This window comes from Streptomyces phaeochromogenes, assembly GCF_001418655.1.
GTDB lineage: Bacteria > Actinomycetota > Actinomycetes > Streptomycetales > Streptomycetaceae > Streptomyces > Streptomyces phaeochromogenes.
Genome location: NZ_LIQZ01000190.1, coordinates 1 through 24,343 on the forward strand (window position 1 = coordinate 1; position 24,343 = coordinate 24,343).

Consider the following 24,343-nt stretch of genomic DNA (forward strand, 5'->3'; position numbering starts at 1 on the left):
CACATCCACCGCACCATCCGCACCGTCCACCACCAGCGAATGGAACAGAAACCCCTCCTGCAGAGGCTGCAACGGAAGAATGTCCTCGATACGCGACCTGGTCACTTTGAGAACTCCCAGTCAAGGTCGTAGTCGTCGTCGTCCTCAAGGCCTTCGATCGCATCGATTTCGGCCTGGCTGAGCTGGACGAGGTCCAGGTCGGAGGGGGTCAGTCCACCCGCGTCGGGGGCATCGGCGTGCCGGGCCAGACCCTCCAGAGCCTGGAACCACAACTGCGCCAGCTCCCGCACCTCCGCCTCGGACAACACCCCGTCCGCCCACGCCCAACTCGCCTGCAACCGCGGACCCTCGGCCAGGTCATACGTCACCGCATTGACCTCCAGCGCATGCGCCAACGACAACCCCGCATCAGCGCCGCCACCCACCATCCCCGCCCGCGCACTCAACCCCCACGCACCATCACCACCACTGGTGAACCGGCCCAGATAGTTGAACCCCAACTCCGCCCGCGGACCGGCCGCCAACTCGGCCCCAGCAGCCGAGTCCAGGTAACGCAGCACACCGAAACCGACCCCGTCGTCCGGCACCGCCCGCACCTGCTCCTTGACCAGCTTCAACGCCCGCCCACCGGCCACACCGCCAGCACACACCTCATCCCACGCCACCCCACCCGCGTCCAGCCGCACCGGATGAATCGACGTGAACCAGCCCACCGTCCGCGACACATCCAACCCCGCGGCCTCAACCCGGCCATGACCTTCCAGGTCCAGCAGCACACCCGCACCCGTATCCCGGCCACGCCGCCGCTGCCACTCCTGCACGGCCAACGCCAGACCCGCCAACAACACATCGTTCACACCACCGTGGAACAACGCCGGCACCCGCGTCAGCAACGCCTCCGTCAACTCCACCGGCAGGGGAAGGGTGAGTTCGCGTTTCGTCGCGGTGGTGTCCTGGGCGGGGTCAAGTGGCCTTGATCCGAGCGGGGGTTCCGAGTGGCCGAGCAGTTCGCGCCACTGGTCCAGTTGGTCCGCGTAGGTGCCCTGCTCGGCCTGCTCCCGCAGCCGCAGCGACCAGCTGCGGAACGACGACGGAACCGGCTCCAGCTCCAGGCCCTCCGAGGCGGCCTTCAGATCCTCCAGCAGAATCCGCCATGACACCCCGTCCACCACCAAATGGTGGGCTACCAACAGCAGTCGGCCCGGGTCCAGCCAGACCGCGCGCAGCATGGTTCCGGCTTCCGGGTCGAGCAGGCTCCGGGCGCGGTCCAGGTGTTGCGTCACGGCCTCTTGGAGCGAGTCCTCGTCGAGGTCGGTGGTCGTGGTGTGGTCCAGCAGCCCGTCCGCGTCCACCGTCCCCGGTGAAGCCACCTCCAGCCGCCACTCACCACCCTCAACACCCTCACGCACCAACCGCGACCGCAACATGTCATGCCGGTCAACCACTGCCTGCAACGCCCCGACCAGGCTCTCCCGGCTCACACCCTCCGGCAGGCCCACCACCACATGCTGGTGGAACCCCTCAACCGGCCCCGCCAGGTCCCGCAACCACCCCATCACCGGAGTCAACGGCACCACACCCACCCCAGCGCCCGAAGCCTCCACCACCACACCGGCATCGCCCACCGGCACCACCACCCGCGCCAGCCCCTCCACCGACGGATGCTGGAAAACATCCCGCGCCGACAACACCCAACCCGCACGACGCGCACGCGACACCAGCTGAATCGCCATGATGCTGTCGCCACCACAATCGAAGAAGGAGTCCGCCACCCCCACCCGATCCAGCCCCAACACCTCAGCGAACAGCGAACACAGCACCTCCTCCACGCCTGAGCGCGGCCCACGGCCCACACCGGTCACGAACTCCGGCGCCGGCAACGCCCCCCGATCCACCTTCCCGTTCACCGTCAACGGCAGCCGCCCCAACACCACGAACGCCGCCGGCACCATGTACTCCGGCAACACACGAGCAACAAACACCCGCAGGTCCGCCGGGTCGGCAGGCTCGCCCTCCGGCACCACGTAGGCGACCAGCCGCCGGTCCCCGGGGCGGTCCTCCCGGGCGACCACGACCACCTGGGCCACCGACGGGTGAGTGGCCAGGGCCGCTTCGATCTCGCCCAGTTCGATGCGGAAGCCGCGCACCTTCACCTGGAGGTCGGCGCGGCCCACGTACTCCAGTTGTCCGTCGGCCCGCCATCGGACGAGGTCTCCGGTCCGGTACATGCGCTCTCCGGGAGCGCCGTACGGGCAGGCCACGAACCGTTCCGCCGTCAGGTCCGGACGGTGGTGGTAGCCGCGGGCCAGGCCCGTGCCCGACACGTAGAGCTCGCCCACCACGCCGACCGGTGCCGGCTGCAGGCCCGCGTCCAGTACGTACGCCCGCATGTTGTCCAGCGGTGCGCCGATGGGCGGGACCGTGCCGATGTCGTCGGTGGACCGCGCGAGCGCGGTCACGGCGAACGTAGTGGTTTCCGTGGGGCCGTAGCCGTTGCCCACGGTGATGCCGGGGCAGGCATCGAGGACGCGGCGCATCGCCGCCGCGGAGGCCGCGTCGCCGCCGGTCCACACGGTGCGCATACCGGCGAAGGCCTTGGGACTCTCGTCGGCGATCAGGTTGAACAGGGCCGTCGTCAGGAAGGCCGCGGTCACGCCGTGTTCGGCGACCATGCGTTCCACCACCGCGCCGTCCACCTGGCCCGGTGGGGCCACCACGACCCGGCCGCCGTTCAGCAGCGGCACCCAGAGCTCGTAGGTGGAGGCGTCGAACGACTGCGCGGCGTGCATGAGGATGCGGTCATGGGCGCCGCCGAGCCAGCGCCGGTCGAAGGCGAAGTCCGCGACGTCGCGATGCCTGATCCCGACGCCCTTGGGCTCCCCGGTCGAGCCCGACGTGTACATCACGTACGCCAGTTGGTCCGGGAACACCGTGACGTCGGGAGCCCCGGGGTTCCCGTCCTGCGGCTCGCCCGACCAGGTCTCCCGGTCGAGCGTCACCACACGCGTCCAGAGGTCCGGCACGTCCCGGTCGGTGAGCAGCACCGAGGCGCCGACGTCGCGTATCACCCACGCCAGGCGCTCGGGCGGGAGGCCGGAGTGCAGCGGTACGTAGACGCCGCCCGCGCGCGCCACCGCGAGCGTGGCCACCACCGCGTCGACGGAGCGCTCCAGCAGCAGCGCCACCGGTGCCTCCGGCGTCACGCCCAGCGTCACCAGCCGTCGTGCCAGCCGGTTCACCCGCGCGTCCAGGGCGGCGTAGGACAGTTCCGCCCCGTCGGCCGACACGGCGATCTCGTCAGGGGTGGCCGCCACCCGCGCCGCGAACAGTTCGCCCAGGGATCCGGCGGGTACGGCCCGGTCCGTCGCGTTCCACTCCGTCAGCAGCCGCTGCCGCTCGCCGGGCGACAGCACCTCGATCTCGCCCGTCGGGCGCTCCGGCTCGGCCACCACGCCCTGGAGGAAGCGCAGGAACCGGTCCTGGTGGGCGGCGAGCAGATCGGTGTCGTAGTGGGCCGGGTTCGCGTCGAAGGCGAGGATCATGCCCTCGCCGTCGGCCCGGTGGTACGCCGCGACGGACAGTTCGTCGACGGGGCCGTTGGACAGGTTGTGGGCGGTGGTGCGCAGGCCCGCGAAGTCCAGGTCGTAGTCGAAGTCCATGATGTTGACGACCGGGCCGGTCAGGGTCTGGCCCTCGCCGAGACGCCCCAGGTCACGGCGGATGTCCTCGTAGCGGTAGCGCTGGTGCTTCAGGGCCGCGCGCGTGGCGCGGGTGGCCTGGGCGACCAGTTCCGCGAGGGAGTCGCCCGGGGTGACACGGACCCGCAGCGGCACCACGTTGGAGCGCAGGACGGGGGTGCGGCGGTCGGCGGGGGTCTTGCGGGCGGTCACCGGGAGGCCGAGAACGATGTCCTGTCTGCCGGTCGTCCGTGCCACGTAGGCGGCCATGGCGGTGATGGTCAGGACGGGCCACATCGTGCGCAGTTGCCGCGCCACGACCCGCAGTCGCTCGAAGTCGGCGGCGGGCAGCCGGTTGGTCCGCCGCAGGAACAGGACCTGCGCGTCCGTCGGCGCGAGCCCGGGGGTGTCCGCCAGCCGGGGCGGTTCCGGGGTGTCGGCGAGGAGGCCGGCCCAGTAGTCCCGGTCGGCGGTGAAGTCCGGCGAGTGCCGGTAGCCAGCGTCCTCCTCCAGCAGCTGGGACAGCGGGGCGAACCCGCTCGGTCCGTACTCCTCGCCGCGGGCCAGCGCCGAGTAGACCTCCGCCATCCTGCCGGTGATCATCGGGCCGCCGGAGGCGTCGATCAGGATGTGGTGGATGCGCTCGTAGAAGTGGAAGCGTTCGTCGGCCACCTTCAGCAGGGCGAAGGTGATGAGGCCGCCCTCGGCGAGGTCGACGGGGCGGTGCCGGTCCCGGTCCATCCATGCCTGGGCGACGGCCTCGGGGTCGTCCTCCCCGGTGAGGTCGACCAGCGGCAGGGCGGGGCGCAGCTCCGGGACGACCAGCTGGCGCAGTTCCTCGCCCTCCCTGACGACGGCGCGCACCCGGAGCGACTCCGCGTCCTGGAGGAGCTGATGCCAGGCGGCCTCCAGCAGCCGGTGGTCGACGACTCCGTGGAAGGTGATGTACTCGGAGATGTTGTACTTGGCGCCGGTCGGGTCGAGTTCATGCCCTGCCCAGACACCCGCCTGTGCTGCCGACAGGGGAAGACTCACGGTGTGTGCTGTTTCGGGTATGGGCATGGGCATGGCTTTCCACCACCAGGGTTCCGGGTACTGAAGAAGAATCGGGCGACGGCGCGAGGGCGCGGGCCCGTACGGGCAGGCGCGGTGCGCGGTTACGGCGGCAGGGTCACGCCATCCGCCGGCGCAGGCTCCGGGGCCGCATGTCCGTCCAGTGGGTGTTGACGTAGTCGGTGCACGCCTGGCGCCCGGCCTGGTGCAGGACGACGGTCCAGCCGGCCGGGACGTCTGCGAACGCGGGCCACAGCGAGTGCTGACCCTCCTCGTTGACCAGTACGTGGTAGGCGGCGTCCTGGTCCTCGAACGGTTGGGTGCTCATGGGGTGGTCACCTCCTCTCCGCCACGTCGCTCAGCCGGTCGGCCAGCAGGGTCACGAGACTGTCGGTGGCCGTCTCCGTGTAGAAGTGGCCACCGGGCAGGGTGTGCAGGTCGAACGGCCGCGCGGTGTGCCGCGACCACTGCCGGACCTCGGCCTCGCTCACCGAGCCGTCCTCGTCACCGATGACCGCGGTGACGGGGCAGTCGAGCGGGGATCCCGGGACGTAGCGGTAGGAGGCGACGAGCCCGAAGTCGTTGCGCAGCATGGGCAGCATGAGTTCGAGCAGGTCACCGTCCTCCAACAGCGCCGCGCCCGACCCGCCCAGGTCGCGGATGTACTCCATGACCTGTTCCTCGGTGCCGAACCGGACGGTGTCCGGCCGGGGAACCGAGGGGGCCTTGCGGGCGGAGACGATCAGCCGGCTCAACGAGGGGGCCCCGGAGGCCCGCAGGGCGCGGGCGACTTCGTAGGCCACGGTCGCGCCGAGGCTGTGGCCGAAGAACGCGACGGGCCGGTCGAGGCAGGGCAGGACGGCCCGCGCGGCCTCGGACACCAGCGTGGGGAAGTCCCCGATGAGGGGCTCGCCGTACCGGTCCTGGCGGCCGGGGTACTGGACGGCGATCAGTTCGATGTCGGGCGGCAGCAGCTCCGGCCAGCCCCGGAAGGCGCTCGCACTGCCACCGGCGTGCGGGAAGCAGACCAGCCGCAGCCGGGCCTCGGTGCGCGGGCCGTACCGGCGCAGCCACGCGTTCGCGGGCCTGGAGTGGTGCACGGTCATGGCGTGGTTCACTCCCCGGCGTTCTCGGACCGGGCGCCCGGCGTGTACGGCTCGGCCATGGCGACGGCGATACGGCGGGTCCCGGTGAACGGCTCCCGGCCGTGCGCGGCCAGCATGTTGTCCACGACGAGCACGTCGTCCTGCTGCCAGTCGAAGCGCACGGTCGCCGCCCGGTAGCAGGACCGCAGATGGTCCGTCACCTCGTCGGGGATGCGGCCGCCGTCACCGTAGTAGCTGTTGGTCGGCAGGCCCTCCTCGCCGAACAGTCCGAGCAGGCCCTCCTGGACCTCGGCGGGCAGCGTGGAGTGGTGGAAGAACACGATGTGGTTGAACCACACCGTCTCTCCCGTCTCGGGGTGGGTGTGGATCGCCTGCCGGCGGGCCGTGGTGCGCAGCCCGTCGGTGCCCAGCCACTCGAACTCGATGTTCTTGGCCCGGCAGTACGCCTCCACCTCGGCGCGTTCCTCGGTGTTGAACAGCTCCCGCCATGCCACACCGAAGCGCTCGTGGAAGTTGCGTACGACCATCCAGCCGCGCCGGGCGAACTCCTCCCGGACCGCCGGGTCGATGGCCGCGTGGACCTGCCGGATGTCGGTCAGCGGGGTGGCGCCCTGTGTCTCGGGCGGGTGGTCGCAGTAGAAGTAGAGCGTCCGGGGCCAACTCGACTGGTAGGAGTTCTCGTTGTGGACGAAGATCTCCTCCTCCGGCGGGTAGTCGGTGGAGGTGTAGACGTTCCCCTTGATGGTGCTGCGCGGGGAGGACCGCTCGGAGTAGGTCAGCGGGTCGCCGGACAGGTCCCGGACCACCTGGTCGAAGCCGTCGATGCCGCCGATGTCGAAGCCGCGCAGCAGCAGCGCGCCGTGTGTCCTGAGCGACGCGCGCAGCCGCTCTCGGTCCGACTTGATCAGGCGGGTGACATCCCGGTCCTCGGGATCGGCCTCGACCAGGAGCGGCAGCGGCTGCCCCGCTGGTGCTGTGCGATGGGCGGACATCGTCGTGACGTGCCTTCCTGAAGGGTGGTGGGTGCCGAAGGCGGGCGTCGGTCCGCGTCTCGGGGACCCGGATCGCGTGGTGCGCGGGCGCAGCGCTCCGTCCGCCTCCCCACTGTGTGGGTGCGGCCTATATTTCTTCGGTCTTTTCTTCGGTCTTTTCTTCGGTCATTTCCCCGGCGTGCGCCTCGGCGGGCTCCTGCCCCGCGGTCCTGATGACCGGGCTCAGTACGGCGGTCAGCGCCATGACGCCCATCGCGGCCGCGACGCCCAGGACGGTCGGGGTCGTCCCGAACGCCGCGAGCAACAGCCCTCCGACGAGCGCCCCGGCGGAGTTCATGCCCGAGCCGATGAGAGCGAACACGCTGGTCACGCGGCCCTGCATGGCGTCCGGTGTGATCTGCACCTGGTACACGCCGGCGGCCACGTTCAGCAGCGCGCCCGCGAAGGACATGCCCGCGAACAGCGCGCCGATGACCACCGGCTGGGTCACCAGGGCGACCGGCAGCATCAGCAGCGCCCATACCGCGAGCGTGCCGGTGACGATCGCTCCGGGCGACAGCCGCTTCAGCCACCAGGCGCCGGTGAAGGCCCCGCAGATGCCGCCCACGCCCGACACCGCTCCGATGAGGCCGATGGTGGCCGGGGACCCGCCGTTCTCCTTGACGATGAGCACCAGGGACAGGGACAGCACCTGGAAGAGGATGTTGCTGCCCGCGATCAGTCCGACGGCGGCCCGCATGAAGCGCTGCCGCCACACCCAGGCGATCCCCTCGGCGACCTCGCGGCGCAGGTCGGGGGGCGTCTTCGGGCGTTCCGTCTGGAACTCCTTGCGGATCAGCAGCAGGGTGACCAGGGCGAACAGATGGGTCACGGCCGTGAGCAGGAACGGCAGCCACCTGGCCGCCGCGTACAGCAGGCTGCCGGAGAGCTGGCCGAGCAGCCCGGCGGCCTGCCCGCGCGCCTCGTTCCGGGTGAGTGCCACGGTCAGGTGGTCGGGGTGGACGAGGTTGCGTACCGCGGCCCGCTCGGCGAGCCGGTAGAAGATCATCGCCGAGCCCTCGGCGAACGCGGCGGCCATCAGGTGCGGCAGCCACAGGTGTCCGCCGAGCAGCGCGGCCGCGACACTGCCCATGGACAGCAGACCGGTCAGGTCGCACAGGATCATCAGCCGGCGCCGGTCCCAGCGGTCCACCAGGGCCCCGGCCGGGAGTTGCAGGAGCAGTTGGGGCAGCAGCGCGGCGAACCCGACGAGTCCGGCGCCGGTCGGGGAGCCGCCGTACCAGATCATCAGCAGCGGATAGGCGACGGTGCTCGCCCGGGTGCCGAGCAGGGAGAGCCCGGCGCCGGTCCACAGCAGCAGGAAGTCCCGGTTCTTCCGCAGCGGGGGTGGCGCCGTGCCGGGCCCGGCGCCGCCCCCGTCGTGGTGCTCCTCAGTCAGGCTCATTCGGACGTGCCGGGCGTGCCGACGGCGCCGAGGCGGCACCATTCGAGCACCGCCATGGCGCTGTGCATCTTGTTCTCGGCCTGGTCGAAGGCGACGCTGGCCGGGCCGTCGAGCACCTCGGCGGTGACCTCCTCGCCGCGGTGCGCGGGCAGGTCGTGCATGAACAGCGCGTCGGCGTTGTGCCTCCACAGGTCGGCGTTCACCTGGAAGGGGGCGAACACGGCGCGCCAGTCGGGATCGGGCTTGCTGGTGCCGGTGGTCTGCCAGCGGGTGGTGTAGATGACGTCGAGGTCCTTGGGTAGTTCGTCCATCGTGTGCCGCTCGGTCACGGTCGCGCCGGAGCGGTGCGCGTGGGCCTGGGCCCGGGCCAGGACGCCGTCGGGCAGTCCGTAGCCGGGCGGTGTGCGCAGCTCCAGTTCCGTGCCGGCGAACCGGGACAGGCCCAGCGCCAGCGCGACGGCCGTGTTGTTGCCCTCCCCCACGTACAGCAGCCGCAGGCCCTCGACGCGGCCGAAGCGGCACATGAGGGTGCTCAGGTCGGTCAGGCCCTGGGTGGGGTGCTCGTCCGCGCTCATCGCGTTGATCACGGACATCCTCGGCTGGGCCGCCCAGCCGCGCAGCTCCGCCGGGTCGTCGGCCGTCCGGGCGACCAGGACGTCGAGCATCCGGGAGAAGACCTGCCCGGTGTCCTCGCTGGTCTCCCCGGTGTTGATCTGCAGGTCGCCGCCGTTGTACGCGATGATCCGCGCGCCGAGCCGCAGCGCCCCCGCCGAGAAGGCCGTACGGGTACGGGTCGAGGTGCGCCGGAAGTAGACGCCGGCGATGGTGCCGTCGAGCACGGGGCCGGGCCGGGCCGTGCCGTTCGAGAAGGCGGCGCCACGGTCCACGAGGTGGCGCAGATCGGCGTCGGTGAGGTCGTCGAGGGATATCAGGTGTCGGGCGGTCATGCGGGCGCTCCTCAGGGTGCGTCGTGCGGGTGTACGGATACCGGTGGCGGCGTCGGCGCCGACGGACGGACGGCGCCGACGGACCCGGGGGTCCGCCGGCGCCCGCGGGTCAGACCTGGTCGGGCTGTCCCAGCGGAGACCGGCGTCCGCCGTGGCCCAGCGCTTCGGCGATGTCGGCCACGACGTCCTTGCCGGCCGCGCCGTTGGTGAGGGCGACGAAGCCGTCTCCGTTGTGCAGGCCGCAGAGGGACACGGCCTGGTAGCCGACGGGCGAGCCGGCATGGCCGAACTGCACCTCGTCGTTCGTGGTGTCCACGACCGTGCCCAGGCCGTAGAAGCTGTCACTGCTCGGCGCCAGCATGAGCCGGGCGGTCTCCCGCGACAGCAGGCTGAGCGGGCGGCCCAGCGCGGAGCGGCGGATCTCCAGCGCGACCTTGGCGAGGTCGGCGGCGGTCGTCCACAGCCCGGCCGCGGCCTGGTCCGGGCGGACCAGCCAGCCGCCGTCGACCGGCCGGCCCTCCTCGTCGTGCCCCAGGGCCACCGGGCGGCCTGACCGCTCGGGGAACCCCTGGTCGAAGCTGGTCGCCCGCATGCCGAGCGGTTCGAACACGAGGTCCCGCATCAGCTCGTCGAACGGGCGTCCGGTGAGGTCGGTCATGAGCTGCTGGAGCACCGAGTAGTGGACGTTGGCCTTGCGGAACCCGCCGCCCGGGACGCCCTCGCGCCCGACCGGGGGTGTCGTCGCCGGCGCCCGGCCGTGCAGCAGGTCGAGCAGCGACGGCACTGCCCGGGCGTCGCGCGCGAAGCCCTTGCCGGGGGTCGGGGTGAGCCCCGACAGGTGCGCCAGCAGGTGCCGGGCGGTCACCGGCACGGCGTCGGCCTCTCCCGGTACCCGCCAGTCGACGAGGTACCGGTTGACGTCCGCGTCCAGGTCCAGTCGCCCGTCGTCGACGAGCCTGAGCACGCCCAGCGCGGTGATGTGCTTGCTCAGCGAGCCGACGTGGAAGACGGTCTCCTGGGTGACCGGATCGGTCCCGTCCGCGGCCAGGGTGCCGAAGCTCTCGACGGCGACGAGTTCGCCGCCCTCGACGACGGCGACCACCGCGCCGGGGACCCGGTGCTCGGCCAGAGCGGCGGGCAGGCCGGACAGGGCCGCTCCGGCCGGCGGCGCCGCGGGCGCCGCCCGCTGCTCGGCGTTGCCGGCCTCGGCCTCCCTCTCGGTCTCGGCGGCCGCGTCGACCAGGGTGGCCAGTTCCGCCAGGTCCCGCGCCTGGTAGTGCATGAACAGCGACAGCGGCAGCCCTTCCCGGCGGGCGGCCGCGATCACCTGGATGACCAGGATCGAGTGCCCGCCCAGTTCGAAGAAGCTGTCCGTCGAGCCGATCCGCTCCTTGCCGAGGACCTGGCTCCAGATCTCGGCGAGCCTGCGCTCGGTGGGCGTACCGGGTGCGACGTGCTGTGCGTCGTCGCTGCCGGCGGCCGGGGCGGGCAGGGCCCCGCGGTCCGCCTTTCCGTTGGCGTTCAGCGGGACGGCGTCCAGTTCCACGAACACCGACGGCACCATGTACTCCGGCAGCGACTGCGCCAGGTACGCGGCCAGTCGGTCCGCGGGAGCGGTCCCCGGGCCGTCTGCGGGCACGACGTATCCGACCAGACGTGTTTCGTCGTCGTCGGTGCGGGCGACGACCACGGCCTCGCCGACCAGCGGGCAGCCCGCCAGTACGGCGGCGACCTCGGCCGGTTCGATCCGGTGGCCGCGGATCTTCACCTGGTCGTCCACGCGCCCGAGGAACTCGACCGCGCCCGCGGTGTTCCACCGCACCAGGTCCCCGGTCCGGTACAGCCGTTCACCGGCCCCGCCGAACGGATCCGGCACGAACCGCCCGGCCGTCAGCTCCGGCCGGCCCACGTAGCCGCGGGCCACGCCGACGCCGCCGACGTACAGCTCGCCCACCGTGCCCACCGGCACCGTCCGCATCCGCTCGTCCAGCACGTGGACGCGCATGCCCGGCAGCGGGTGACCGATCGGCACGACCGCGTCCAGGTCCGCGTCGGCCGGTACCGGATGGATCGTGGTGCCGACGGACGCCTCGGTCGGCCCGTACTCGTTGATCAGCCGGCCCTCGCCCAGCCAGCCGGCCCAGCGCGCGGCCAGGGAGCCCGCGAGTGCCTCACCGGCCACCACGACCACGCCCGCGAGACCTGTGGCCTGCTCGGGCGTGACCTGGTGCGACAGCACTTCCAGGTGACCGGGGGTCAGCTTCAGGAAGCTGAAGGGCCCCTGCTCCACCAGCCAGCCGCCCAGCTCGTCCAGCCCCGCTTCGGAGGGGAAGAGCGCGACCCGCTGACCGGCGCACAGCGGCGCCCACAGGTTCGGTACGACCAGGTCGAACGCCACCGACGAGAACACGGCGCCGCCACCTGTGCCCCGGCCCGCCAGTTCCCGCACGGCCCAGCCCACGTGGTTGGCCAGGCCGCGATGCGAGACCAGCACGCCCTTCGGGCGGCCCGTGGATCCGGACGTGAACACCACATAGGCCACGCCGTCGGCGTCGACACGTCCCTCGGGGCGCGACGCCGACCGCCCGGCGATCGTGTCCGCGTCGGCGTCCACGTCGACGAGGGCGCCGTCGAAGCCGGCCACCGGCCCGCGGCCGACCAGCACCCGGGCTCCGGCGTCCGCCAGCATCCCGGCCACGCGCTGCCCCGGCAGTACCGGATCCAGCGGTACGTACCCGGCCCCGGCTTTCCACACGGCGAGCAGACCCACCATCAGGTCGGCGCCGCGCTCCAGCAGGACCCCGACGACCGACTCGGAACCGACACCCAGGGCCCGCAGCTGGTGCGCGAGCCGGTTCGCCCGCGCGTCCAGCTCCGCGTACGTCAGACAGACGTCACCGGAGACCACCGCCACCGCGTCGGGCACCCGGGCGGCCTGCTCCTCGAACAGCTCCACCACCGGCCGCTCCGCCACCGGCTCCGCGCCCGCCGACCAGCCGGCGAGGGTCCGAGCCTCGTCCGTCGGCAGGTGGACGAGACGGGCGTCGCCGTCCGGGTCGGCGGCCATCGCCTCCAGCACGGCTCGGTACATCCCGGCGAGCCGGGCGGCGTGCGGACGGCTGAGCGTGCGCGAGTCGGCCCGCAGGTTGATCCGGCCGGGCGCGGTCGACACCGAGAAGCCGAACTCGTTGGTGCTGTTCCCGGTGCTGGCCGAGGCGTCGATCATGCTGGTGTCGCTGCCGCTGAAGTCCTGGTAGCTGAAGTACACGTCGACGAGCCTGCTGCCGCCGCCGAACTCCTGCTGGACGGCGGGCATCGGGAACTGGCGGTGCTCCCACATGCCGAGTTCCTGCCGGAAGACGTCCTGCACCATCTCCCGCCATGTCCCGGCGGTGCGGTCCACCGCGAACGGGAGGATGTTGAGGTACATGCCGTACACCCGCTCGGCGCCCACCGCCTCGGGCCGGACGTGCGCGACCAGCCCGGTGAAGAACTCCCGCTCACGGCTGAGCTGGCCGAGCACCTTGAGGTGCGCGGTGTGCAGCACGCTCTTCAGCGACACCTTCGCCGCCGTCGCGAGGAGCTGGAGCCGGTCCGTCAGGTCGTCGAAGGCGACCTCCGACTTGTACTTCTCCGGGACGGCGTCCCCGGCGTCGCCCCAGCCCTCGGGCATGGTGAACTTCTCACGCCCGACGACGACGTCACGCCAGTAGTCCCGGTGCCGGTCCGACGCCAGGGCGGACAGCTCCGCGGCGACGCTGTCGGCGAACCGTACGGCCGGGGCCGGCGGCCGCTCGGGCTCCCGGCCGTCGGCGTACGCGCGGTAGATCTCCAGCAGTTCGGCCAGCAGGCCGCTGAAGCTCCAGCCCTCCAGGATCACATGGGACTGCGCGATGGTGAACTGCCAGCTCCCGTCGGCGCACTGGTGGATCGCGATGCGCACGAGAGGTGCGGCGGCGTGGTCGATCGCCGTGGTGTTCTCACGGTCGGCGAACTCCCGCAGGACACGGTCCTGTTCCTCCTCCGCGAGGCCGCCGAGGTCGAAGAACCGGACGGGCGCGGGCACGTCGGCGTGCACCAGCTGCATCGGCACCGAGTAGCGGTCGAGCTCCAGGGAGGTGCGCAGCACGTCGTGCCTGCGCAGCAGTTCCGCGACCGCGGACCTCATGGCCTCCTCCACCACCGGCCGCCCGTCCCGGACCCGCAGGGACGTCACGAGGTGGTAGTTGAGCCCCTCACCCGCACCGAGCATCTCGACCAGCATGCCGATCTGGTTCTGCATCATCGGGTAGGCGTCCGTCAGGCCCTCGGGCAGCAGCGCCCGGTCGGCGTCGCCGACCAGTGCGAACGGCGCGACCGCCGCCGAACCGACGGGACCGTCGGCCGCCTGGCCGGAGAGCCGCTCGCACAGCGCGCCGAGCGTCTGTGCCTCAAGGGTCTCTCGGACGGTGACGTCGTAACCGGCCTCCCGCAGGGCACCCACCAGCATCACGGCACGGATGGAGTCGCCGCCCAGCTCGTAGAAGCCGTCGTCGACACCGACCCGCCGTACGCCCAGGGTCTCCTGCCAGATGGCGGCGACCCGCTCCTCCAGCGGTGTGCGCGGGGCGACGTGGTCGCGTCCGGTGCTCACGGCGGAGGCGTCGGGCGTCGGCAGGGCCCGGTGGTCGAGCTTGCCGTTGACGGACAGCGGGATCCGCTCGACGGTCACGAACACCGCCGGAACCATGTATTCGGGCAGTTCCACCGCCGCGAACGCCCGCAGGTCGGCCGCGGCGGGCAGCTCGCCCTCCGCGACGAGATAGGCGACCAGCCGGTCGTCCCGCACGACGGCCACGGCCTCGCGCACGGCCGGGTGCTCCGACAGGCGGGCGCTGATCTCGCCCGGTTCGATCCGGTAGCCGTGCAGTTTGACCTGGTCGTCGATCCGGCCGAGGAACTCCAGGCTGCCGTCCTGCCGACGGCGCGCCAGGTCGCCGGTGCGGTACAGGCGGGCGCCGGGCGGCCCGAACGGGTCCGGCACGAACCGCTCCGCGGTCAGCTCGGGGCGGCCGAGATAGCCGCGGGCCACCCCCGGGCCACCCACATGCAGTTCACCCGCGGTGCCCATCGGCACCAACCCGCCGAACCGGTCCAGCAGATGGATGGTCGTGTCGCTGAGCGGACGCCCGATCGGGGCGGCCCCGCCCGGGACGACATCGCGCTGGGTGAGCCGGTGGTAGGTGCAGTAGACCGTCGTCTCCGTCGGCCCGTACATGTTGACCAGGGCCGTGCGGCCAAGACCCAGCCGTTCGACCCACGGGCGTACGTCGGCCACCTCCAGCTTCTCGCCCGCCAGCACCACGGCCCGCAGCGACAGCTGCTTGACGCGCCTGTCACCGGGCGCGGTCGCCGTCGCGACGAGCGAGCGGAACGCGGTCGGGGTCTGGGCCAGCACCGTGACCTCACGCTCGACCAGCAGGTCCAGGAACTCCTCCGGCGACCGGGTCACCTCACGCTCCACCACGACGAGGGTCGCACCGTGCAGCAGCGCACCCCACATCTCGAAGACGGAGACATCGAAGGCGTACGAGTGGAACAGCGCCCACACGTCGTGCTCGTCGAAGCCGTAATGCTCCTGCATGGTCTCCAGCAGCCGCACCACCTGCGCGTGCCCCAGCGTCACCCCCTTCGGCCGGCCCGTCGAACCCGACGTATAGATGACGTACACGACGTTGTCCGGCGACACCGACGTCACCGGAGCCGACTCCGGACGCGACGCCAGCAGCTCCGCATCCCGGTCCAGAACGACCAACTCCCCGGCGTAGACCCCCTCCAGGGCCGACGCCAGTGAACCGGACGTCACCACGACCCGCGCGCCCGCGTCCGCCAGCACGAACCCGAGACGCTCCGCCGGGTTCGCCGGATCCAGGGGCAGATAACCCGCCCCCGCCTTCAGCACACCCAGCAACGCCGGCATCAGGTCCGGACCGCGCTCCAGGCACACACCCACCAGAGACTCCGGACCCACACCCAACGCCCGCAGGTGATGGGCGAGTTGATTGGCCCGCGTGTCCAACTCGGCGTACGTCAGCGTCACATCACCGGCGATCACCGCCACCGCGTCCGGCGTCAGCGCCGCCCGCTCCTCGAACACCTCATGCACACACCGCTCCACCGGAGCGGTCCGCACCGCGGGCACCGCGCCGAGCAGGGCCTCCCGCTCGCCGGCGGGCAGGTACACGGCCCGCGCGTCACCGTCCGGGTCCGCGACCATCGACTCCAGCACCGCCCGGTACATCCCGGCCAGCCGGTCGCCGTTGGCGCGGCTGACGGCGTGGGTGTGGGTGGCGAGGGTGAGGTGGTGGGTGCCGTGGCCGTGCACGGACAGCTCGAACTCGTTGGGCGCGTCGCTGATCCCCGTACCGGTGTCGACGACGTCCGTGTCCACCTGGTGGAAGTCCACGTAGTTGAAGTAGGCGTCGACCAGCCTGCGTCCGCCGCCCCACTGGCGCTGGATCTCGGGCATCGGGTAGCGCCGGTGCCGCCAGCCGGCCAGTTCCGTGGCGAGTACCTGACGCAGCGTCTCGCGCCAGGTCCGGGCACCGCGCGAGAACGCGAACGGCAGCGTGTTGAGGTGCATGCCGAGCACCCGGTCGGCACCCGGGGCCTCCGGCCGGGTGTGGAAGACCACCCCGGTGTGGAAGGCCTCCTCCTCCGTGAGCTGGCTCATCACCTTCAGGTGCGCCGCCAGCAGCACGCTCTTGACCGGGACCTGTACCTCGGCGGCGAGGGCGCGCAGCCGGTCCGCGAGGTCCTCGACCGGGACGCGGACGCTGTACACCTCCAGCGGGCGGCCGGACGCGTCGGCCCAGCCGTCCGGCAGAGCGAGCGGCCGGTGGTCGAGGGCGGTCCGCTCCCAGTACGCGCGGTCCTCGGCCGAGGCCAGGGACTCCAGTTCACCGGCGACACAGTCCGCGAAACGCACGGCGGGAGCCTGGTAGGGCTCCGGTTCACGGCCGTCCCTGAACAGCCGGTAGCAGTCGAGCAGTTCCGTCTGCAGCGAGTGGTGGCTCCAGCCCTCCAGGATGACGTGCGACTGGGTGAGCGTCAGCCACCACGCGTCGTCGCTCTCCAGGTGCGCGAAGACCCGCAGCAGCGGCGCCTCGGTCAGCTCGAAGAGGGTGGCCCGCTCCCGGGCCGCGTGGTCGACGAGCACCTGCTCGCCGGCCCCGCGGTCGGTCGTCCCCCGCAGGTCCGCCCAGCCGACCGGCACCTCGGCCGTCGCGTGGACGATCTGCAGCGGCACCGAGTGGCCCGACACGCGCAGCGACGTACGCAGCACCTCGTGCCGCTCCACCAGGAGGGCCACGGCAGCGCGCAGCGCCTCGGCGGAGAACGGGCCCTCGTCCCGGACGCGGACCATCGTCACGTTGTGGTAGTTGTTCCGGCCGTCACCGGAGAGCAGTTCGGCGGCCATGCCGAGCTGCGCACGGGTCAGCGGGTACGCGTCCACCGCGTCCTCGGGCAGCCGGGCGCGGTCCGCCTCCGGCAGCAGCGCGAACGGCCGCACGGCGGCCTCGTCCACGGCCCGGCCGTCGGCCGGTGTGCGGCCCGCCAGCAGCACGGCCATCCGCGCGACCGTGTGGTGCTCGAAGACCTCCTGGACGCCGACCTCGAAGCCGGCGCCGCGCAGCGCGCCCGCCAGGGCGACGGCCCGGATGGAGTCGCCGCCGAGCTCGAAGAACCCGTCCTCGACACCCACTCGTTCGAGGTCGAGCACCTCGCTCCACGCGGTGGCCACGCGGGCCTCCAGCCAGGAACGCGGTGCGATGTACTCGCCGGCCGCGAAGGCGTCCAGGCCGGGAGCAGGCAGCGCCCGCCGGTCGGCCTTGCCGTTGGCGCCCAGCGGCATGGCGTCCAGCCGTACGTACGCCGACGGGAGCAGGGCCTCGGGCAGTTCGTGGGAGAGCCCGGCGCGCAGCTCGGCCGGGTCGGCCGAGCTGCCCGGGGCCGGGACGACATAGGCGACCAGGCGCGGCAGGCCCGCGCTGTCCTCGCGGACCACGACGACCGCATTCGACACCTCGGGCAGCGCGCGCAGCGCGGCCTCGGTCTCGCCGGGTTCGACGCGTGCGCCGCGGATCTTGACCTGGTCGTCGGTGCGGCCCAGGAACTCCACGGTGCCGTCGGCCCGCCACCGCGCCCGGTCGCCGGTCCGGTACAGGCGGGCGCCCGCCGGTCCGAACGGGTCGGGCACGAAGGAGCGCGCGGTCAGGTCCGGCCGGTTCAGATAGCCGAAGGCCAGGGCGACACCGCCGATGTACAGCTCGCCGGGGGCGCCGACCGGGACCGGGTGCATCCGGGCGTCGAGGACGTGGATCGTGACGTTCTGCATGGGCGAGCCGAGCGGCACGCGCTGCAGTCCCGCCAGCCGCTCGGGCGTGCAGTGCCAGGCCGACACGTCGACCGCGGCCTCGCAGGGCCCGTACTGGTTGTACAGCTCCGCCCACGGCAGCCGGGCGGTGAACTCCTTCGCGAGGGCGACGGAGAGGTCCTCGCCGCCGGACACGACGATCCGCAGGGACCGCAGTTCGGACAGGTCGTCCACGGCGAGGACGGCGGCCAGCATCGACGGTACGAAGTGCAGGTTCGTGACCCCGTACCGGGCGATCGCGGCCCGCAGGTAGGCGGGGTCGCGGTGGCCGCCGGGCCGGGCCACGGCGATACGCGCACCGGCCATGAGGGGGCCGAAGATCTCGGCCAGCGACGGGTCGAAGCCGATCGGGATCTTCTGGAGCACCACGTCGGCGTCGGTGAGCCGCAGGTAGGTGCGCTGGGTCCAGTCGAGCCGGTTGACCAGGCCCCGGTGGTCGCAGAGCACGCCCTTGGGACGGCCGGTCGAGCCCGACGTGTAGATGAGGTACGCGGCGTCGTCCGGGCCGGTGACGGGCTCCGGGTCGTGGGTGCCCTGCCCGCTCCAGCGGGCCTCGTCGTCGAGCAGCACCTCCGTGGCGCCGCTGCCCTCGACCAGCGGGAGCAGTTCGCGACGGGTCACCAGAACGGCGGCCTTGGCGTCGCGGACCATGTGGGAGAGCCGCTCGGCCGGGTAGTCCGGGTCCAGCGGTACGTACACGCCGCCCGACTTGAACACCGCGAGCACGGTGGCGACCAGTTCGACGGAACGCTCCACACAGACGCCGACGAGCGTGCCCGGAAGCACACCCGTGCCCCGCAGGTGGTGGGCGAGCCGGTTGGCACGCGCGTTGAGCTCGGCGTAGGTGAGCCTCTCGTCCTCGAAGACGACGGCCACGGCGTCGGGAGTGGCCTCGGCCTGCCGCTCGAACAGCTCGTGCAGAGTGGCGTCGACCTGCCCGGCACCGGTGTCGTTCCAGGTCCCGAGGATCCGCTCCGCCTCCCCGGCGGGCAGCCGCGGCACGAGTGCGTCGCCCTCGTCGTCGGCGGCCATCGACTCCAGAACCGCCCGGTACATCGCGCCCAGCCGCTCGCCGTCGGCCCGGTCGAAGTGCTGGGTGCCGGTCTTCAGGACGAGACCCTCGGCCGCCGTGGTCACGGCCAGCGGGAACTCCATCGCGCCGGCGCCCAGTCCCGCGCCGGTGTCGACGACACCGGTGTCGACGGCGCCCGTGAAGTTCAGGTAGTTGAACATCACATCCACGAGCCGCCGGCCTCCCGCGGCCCCCCGCTGGATCTCGGGCAGCGGGTGCCGCCGGTGCGGCCAGAGCTCGACCTCGCGGGCGAAGACCCGCTGGACCAGCTCGCGCCAGGTGCGCGCGCCGCGGTCCACGGCGAACGGCAGGGTGTTGAGGTACATCCCCGGCACCCGGTCGGCGCCCAGCGCCTCGGGGCGCGCGTCACAGACCAGGCCGGTGTGGAAGGCCTCCTCGTCGGTGAGCTGGCTCATCACCTTCAGGTGCGCCGCCAGCAGCACGCTCTTCAGTGAGGCCCTGGACCGGGTGGCGAAGGCGCGCAGCGGCGCTTCCAGGTCCCGCAGCGGCACGACGACCGTGTAGTCCTCGCCCGGCTCGTCGGACGGGGACTGCGTGGCCGGCAGCGAGAGTGGCGTGTACTCCTCGACGATGCCCTGCCAGTAGGCGCGGTCCTCGGCGGAGGCCAGGGACTCCAGTTCACCGGCCACGAAGTCGGCGAAGCGCACACTCGCCGTCTCGTACGGCTCCGGCTCCAGCCCGTCCCGCAACTGCCGGTACAGGGAGACCACTTCAGCCAGCAGGGAGTGCTGACTCCAGCCCTCGGTGATGGCGTGGGTCTGGGTGAAGGTCAGCCGCCAGCCGGTGTCGTCCTCCACGTGCACGGCGGCCCGCAGCAGCGGCGCGACCGCCAGGTCGAAGACCGCGTCCCGCTCGGATGCCACGAAGTCCCGCAGCGTCTGCCGGCGCGCGTCCTCGTCCAGGTGCCGCAGATCGTGCACGGCCACCGGAATCCCGGCCTCGGCGTGCACCAACTGCATCGGTACGGAGTAGGTGTGCATGTCGAACGACGTGCGCAGGACGTCGTGCCGGGCGCCCACCAGCCGTACGGCGGTCCGCAGGGCGGCGGCGTCGAAGGGCACGTCGTCCCGGATCCGGAAGCCGCTGACGTTGTGGTAGTTGTTCCGGCTGTCGTCGACCAGCATCTCGACGACCATCCCGAGCTGCACCTGCGACAACGGGTAGGCGTCGTCCACACCCTGTGGAAGCTTCGCCCGGTCCTGCGCCCCGATCAGCGCGAACGGCTCGACCCCACACTCCGCCTCCGACACCGCCGGACGCCCGGTGATCAACTCCGCCAGCCCCGCGACCGTACGCTGCTCGAAGACGTCCCGCACCGACACGTCGAACCCGGCCGCACGCAACGCACCCACCAGAGCGACAGCCCGGATCGAGTCACCGCCCAGCTCGAAGAACCCGTCCTCGACACCGACCCGCTCGACCCCCAGCACCTCCTGCCAGACAACCGCGACCCGCTCCTCGGTCGGCGTACGCGGCGCGACATACATGTGCCCGGACTCCACAGCGGACGAGTCAGGCGCCGGCAGGGCCCGGTGGTCCAGCTTGCCGTTGACCGTCAACGGCACCCGCTCCAGCTCCACGAACACCGCCGGCACCATGTACTCCGGCAACTCACGACCAACGAACGTCCGCAGATCGGCAGTGGACGGCACTTCCCCGTCGGGAACGACATAGGCCACCAGCCGCTCGTCCCGCACGACCACCACCGCGTCACGCACAGCCGGGTGCTCCGACAGACGGGCGCTGATCTCGCCCGGCTCGATGCGATAGCCCCGCACCTTCACCTGGTCGTCGATCCGGCCCAGGAACTCCAGACTCCCGTCCGCACGACGGCGCACGAGGTCGCCGGTGCGGTACAGGCGGGCGCCGGGCGGCCCGAACGGGTCCGGCACGAACCGCTCCGCGGTCAGCTCGGGGCGGCCGAGATAGCCGCGGGCCACACCCGGGCCACCCACATGGAGCTCGCCCGGGGCGCCCACCGGCACCAACTCGCCGAACCGGTCCAGCAGGTGCATGGTCGTGTCGCTGAGCGGACGACCGATCGGGACGGCCCCGCCCGAGACCACATCGCGCCGGGTGAGCCGGTGGTAGGTGCAGTAGACCGTCGCCTCCGTCGGCCCGTACATGTTGACGAGAGCGGGACGCTCAAGGCCCAGCCGGTCCGTCCACGGACGCAGCTCGCCGACCTCCAGCTTCTCGCCCGCGAAGATCACCGCACGCAGAGCAAGCCGGTCGATCCGCGGATCGTCCCGGTGAGCCGACGCGAGCGAGCGGAACGCGGTCGGGGTCTGGGCCAGCACCGTGACCTCGCGCTCCACCAGCAGGTCCAGGAACTCCTCCGGCGAACGCGTCACCTCACGCGGCACCACGACGAGAGACGCACCGTGCAGCAGCGCACCCCACATCTCGAACACCGAGACATCGAAGGCGTACGAGTGGAACAACGCCCACACATCGTGCTCGTCGAAGCCGTAATGCTCCTGCACGGTCTCCAGCAGCCGCACCACCTGCGCATGCGCCAGCGTCACGCCCTTCGGCCGACCCGTCGAACCCGAGGTGTAGATGACGTACACGACGTTGTCCGGCGACACCGACACCTCCGGAGCGGACTCCGGGCGGGACGCGATCAGTTCGGCATCCCGGTCGAGGACGACGAGTTCGCCGTCGTAGACCCCCTCCAGCACCGACGCCAGTGAACCGGACGTCACCACGGCCTTGGCACCGGCATCCGCCAGTACGAACCCGAGACGCTCCGCCGGGTTCGCCGGATCCAGGGGCAGATAACCCGCCCCCGCCTTCAGCACACCCAGCAACGACGGCACCAGATCCGGACCGCGCTCCAGGCACACACCCACCAACGACTCCGGACCCACCCCCAACGCCCGCAGATGATGCGCCAGTCGATTCGCCCGCGCGTCCACCTCCGCATACGTCAGCGACGCCTCGCCGAACACCACCGCCACCGCATCCGGCGCCGCCGCCACCCGCTCCTCGAACACCTCATGCACACACCGCTCCACCGGAGCCGAGGCCTTCACGGGCAGGGTGGACGCCGCCAGCAGTTCCCGGTCGGCGGCGGGCAGGTACACCGTCCGCGCGTCACCGTCGACGTCCGCGGCCATCGACTCCAGCACCGCCCGGTACATCGCGACCAGGCGCTCGACGTTGGCATGGCTGATGACATGGGAATCCCCGCGTACGCCGAGCACGCCGCTGACCGCCGTCACGGAGAGGGCGAACTCGTTGGGGTTCTCCCCCATCTCCGCGCCCTCGTCCACCACGTCACCGTCCACCTGGTGGAAGTCGAGGTAGTTGAAGAAGACGTCGATGAGGCGCTCGGTCGCTCCGGCCTCCCGCTGGATCGCCGGCATCGGGAAGTGGCGGTAGGACCAGTTGGCGACCTCACGCGCGAACACCTGCTGAACCATCTCGCGCCAGGTCCGCGCGGTGCGGTCGGCCGGGAACGGCAGGGTGTTGAGGTGCATGCCGAGCACTTGGTCGGCGCCCGGGGCCTCCGGCCGGGTGTGGTAGACCACCCCGGTGTGGAACGCTTCCTCGTCGGTGAGCTGGCTCATCACCTTCAGATGTGCTGCCAGCAGCACGCTCTTCAGGGAGGCCTGGGACGCTGAGGCCAGCGCGCGCAGTCCCGGTTCGAGGTCGTTCAGACGGAAGGCCGTACCCACCGGTTCGGCCGGGGCGGAGAGATCGCCGTGCCAGCCGGGCGGCAGGACGAACTTGGTGTGCTCGGTGACCACGTCACGCCAGTACGCGCGGTCCTCCTTCGACTCCAGCGCCCGCAGCTCCTCGGCGACGGCGTCGGCGAACCGTACGGGGAGCGCCCCACGGGGCGCCGGCCGGGTGCCGTCGCGCAGCAGGCCGTAGACCTCCAGCAGCTCGCTGAAGAGCGAGTTGACGCTCCAGCCCTCCAGGATGACGTGCGACTCCGTCAGCCCGAGCCACCACGCCTCGTCGCTCTCCAGGTGCGCGGAGATCCGCAGCAGCGGGGCCGCTGTCAGGTCGAACACCGCGGAGCGCTCGGCCGTGACGAAGTCCCGCAGCGCACGCTCGCGCGCGTCGGCGTCTGCATCGGCGTTCGCGTCGGCGGCGTCCAGCGTGCGGAGGTCGCGCACGGTCACCGGGACCTCGGCGGCCTGGTGGACGACCTGCACCGGCACCGAGTACCGGTCCAGGTGGACGGAGGTACGCAGCGCCTCGTGCCGGTGCACGAGCATGCTCACGGCCTCGCGCAGGGCGTCGGCGTCGAAGGGACGGCCGTCGCGCACCCGGAAGAGGCTGACGTTGTGGTAGTTGTTCCGGCGGTCGTCGGCCAACTGCTCGGCGATCATGCCGAGCTGCACCTGTGCCAGCGGGTAGGCGTCGACCACACCCTCCGGGAGCAGGGCCCTGTCCTCCTCACCGATCATCGCGAACGGCTCGACGGACGACTGCTCCAGCTCGGGGGCGGGCAGGCCGGTGATCAGCTCGCCTATGCGGGCGACCGTACGCTGCTCGAAGACGTCCCGAACCGACACGTCGAACCCGGCCGCACGCAACGCACCCACCAGAGCCACAGCCCGGATCGAGTCGCCGCCGAGTTCGAAGAACCCGTCCTCGACACCGACCCGCTCGACCCCCAGCACCTCCTGCCAGACAGCCGCCACCCGCTCCTCGGTCGGCGTACGCGGCGCCACATACTCCGACTCCGACAACGCCCCGTCACCCGGCACCGGCAACGCACCGCGGTCCAGCTTGCCGTTGACCGTCAACGGCACCCGCTCCAGCTCCACGAACGCCGCCGGCACCATGTACTCCGGCAACGTCCCCGCCACGAACTGCCGCAACTCGGCGGTCGACGGCAACTCCGCACCGGGGACCAGGTAGGCGACCAGCCGCTCGTCCCGGACGATCACCACGGCGTCACGAACGGCAGGGTGAGCGGTCAGACGGGCACTGATCTCACCCGGCTCAATCCGGTAACCCCGCACCTTCACCTGGTCGTCGATCCGGCCCAGGAACTCCAGACTCCCGTCCGCACGACGGCACGCCAGGTCACCACTGCGATAGAGACGCGCACCGGGCGGCCCGAACGGATCCGGCACGAACCGCTCCGCCGTCAGCTCCGGACGGTTCAGATACCCCCGCGCCACACCCGGACCACCCACGTGAATCTCACCCGGCACGCCCACCGGCACCAACTCGCCCGACGGGTCCAGGAGATGCACGCTCAAGTCGTTCAACGGGCGGCCGATCGGACTGGCCGAACCACCGGCCGCCAGCTCCTCCGCACCCACCGGGCCGTACGTCACATGCACCGTCGTCTCGGTGATGCCATACATGTTCACCAGCCGCGGAGACTCCAGACCATGCCGCGCGACCCAGCCCTGAAGCGCCCCGCAGTCCAAAGCCGCGCCACCGAAGACGACCGTACGGAGGGCGAGTTGTCCGGCCGTTCCGGCGTCGCTGCGGGTGCGGTCCTCCTCGATGAGCTGGGTGAACGCCGACGGCGTCTGGTTCAACACCGTCACACCCTCACGCACCAACAACTCATGGAACAGACCCGGCTCCCGCGCCGTCATCTCCGGCACCACCACCAGCCGGCCACCATGCAACAACGC

The 24,343-nt window shown here is 71.8% G+C and carries 7 protein-coding genes and 2 pseudogenes; all 9 read right to left on the minus strand.

The annotated features are described in order from the left end of the window. Nucleotides 1–101 precede the first annotated feature (101 nt). The gene (locus tag AOK17_RS53990; RefSeq protein WP_425424633.1) at nucleotides 102–1,556 is read right to left on the minus strand and encodes a condensation domain-containing protein; all 1,455 of its coding nucleotides are present in this window, start codon (nucleotides 1,554–1,556) and stop codon (nucleotides 102–104) included. Between the two features lie 57 nt (nucleotides 1,557–1,613). Then, a pseudogene (locus AOK17_RS53995) lies at nucleotides 1,614–3,413 on the minus strand (non-ribosomal peptide synthetase); the annotation flags it as partial. Then, nucleotides 3,393–4,745: pseudogene (locus tag AOK17_RS54000) on the minus strand (condensation domain-containing protein); the annotation flags it as partial. The pseudogenes AOK17_RS54000 and AOK17_RS53995, both read right to left, overlap by 21 nt. Nucleotides 4,746–4,848: 103 nt before the next feature. Beyond that, nucleotides 4,849–5,058 (minus strand): MbtH family protein, encoded by a 210-nt coding sequence (locus AOK17_RS25460; protein WP_055614887.1) that lies wholly within the window; start codon nucleotides 5,056–5,058, stop codon nucleotides 4,849–4,851. Nucleotides 5,059–5,065: 7 nt separating this feature from the next. Continuing rightward, the gene (locus AOK17_RS25465; RefSeq protein WP_055614888.1) at nucleotides 5,066–5,836 is read right to left on the minus strand and encodes a thioesterase II family protein; all 771 of its coding nucleotides are present in this window, start codon (nucleotides 5,834–5,836) and stop codon (nucleotides 5,066–5,068) included. A gap of 8 nt (nucleotides 5,837–5,844) precedes the next feature. Then, a complete protein-coding gene (locus tag AOK17_RS25470; RefSeq protein WP_055614889.1) occupies nucleotides 5,845–6,828 on the minus strand; it encodes a TauD/TfdA family dioxygenase in 984 nt (327 codons plus the stop codon). A gap of 127 nt (nucleotides 6,829–6,955) precedes the next feature. Further along, nucleotides 6,956–8,272, minus strand: a complete 1,317-nt coding sequence (locus AOK17_RS25475; RefSeq protein ID WP_063997288.1) for an MFS transporter — start codon at nucleotides 8,270–8,272, stop codon at nucleotides 6,956–6,958. Continuing rightward, a complete protein-coding gene (locus AOK17_RS25480; protein ID WP_055614890.1) occupies nucleotides 8,269–9,219 on the minus strand; it encodes an ornithine carbamoyltransferase in 951 nt (316 codons plus the stop codon). The genes AOK17_RS25475 and AOK17_RS25480 overlap by 4 nt, the downstream gene beginning before the upstream one ends. Nucleotides 9,220–9,328: 109 nt before the next feature. Next, the gene (locus tag AOK17_RS25485; RefSeq protein WP_079053278.1) at nucleotides 9,329–24,340 is read right to left on the minus strand and encodes a non-ribosomal peptide synthetase; all 15,012 of its coding nucleotides are present in this window, start codon (nucleotides 24,338–24,340) and stop codon (nucleotides 9,329–9,331) included. Nucleotides 24,341–24,343 lie beyond the last annotated feature (3 nt).

What these genes read in the sequence shown, in the direction of transcription:
- AOK17_RS53990 (WP_425424633.1), bottom strand. Translation starts at nt 1,556, where the DNA reads ATGGGGTGGTTGCGGGACCTGGCGGGGCCGGTTGAGGGGTTCCACCAG.
- AOK17_RS25460 (WP_055614887.1), bottom strand. Translation starts at nt 5,058, where the DNA reads ATGAGCACCCAACCGTTCGAGGACCAGGACGCCGCCTACCACGTACTG.
- AOK17_RS25465 (WP_055614888.1), bottom strand. Translation starts at nt 5,836, where the DNA reads ATGACCGTGCACCACTCCAGGCCCGCGAACGCGTGGCTGCGCCGGTAC.
- AOK17_RS25470 (WP_055614889.1), bottom strand. Translation starts at nt 6,828, where the DNA reads ATGTCCGCCCATCGCACAGCACCAGCGGGGCAGCCGCTGCCGCTCCTG.
- AOK17_RS25475 (WP_063997288.1), bottom strand. Translation starts at nt 8,272, where the DNA reads ATGAGCCTGACTGAGGAGCACCACGACGGGGGCGGCGCCGGGCCCGGC.
- AOK17_RS25480 (WP_055614890.1), bottom strand. Translation starts at nt 9,219, where the DNA reads ATGACCGCCCGACACCTGATATCCCTCGACGACCTCACCGACGCCGAT.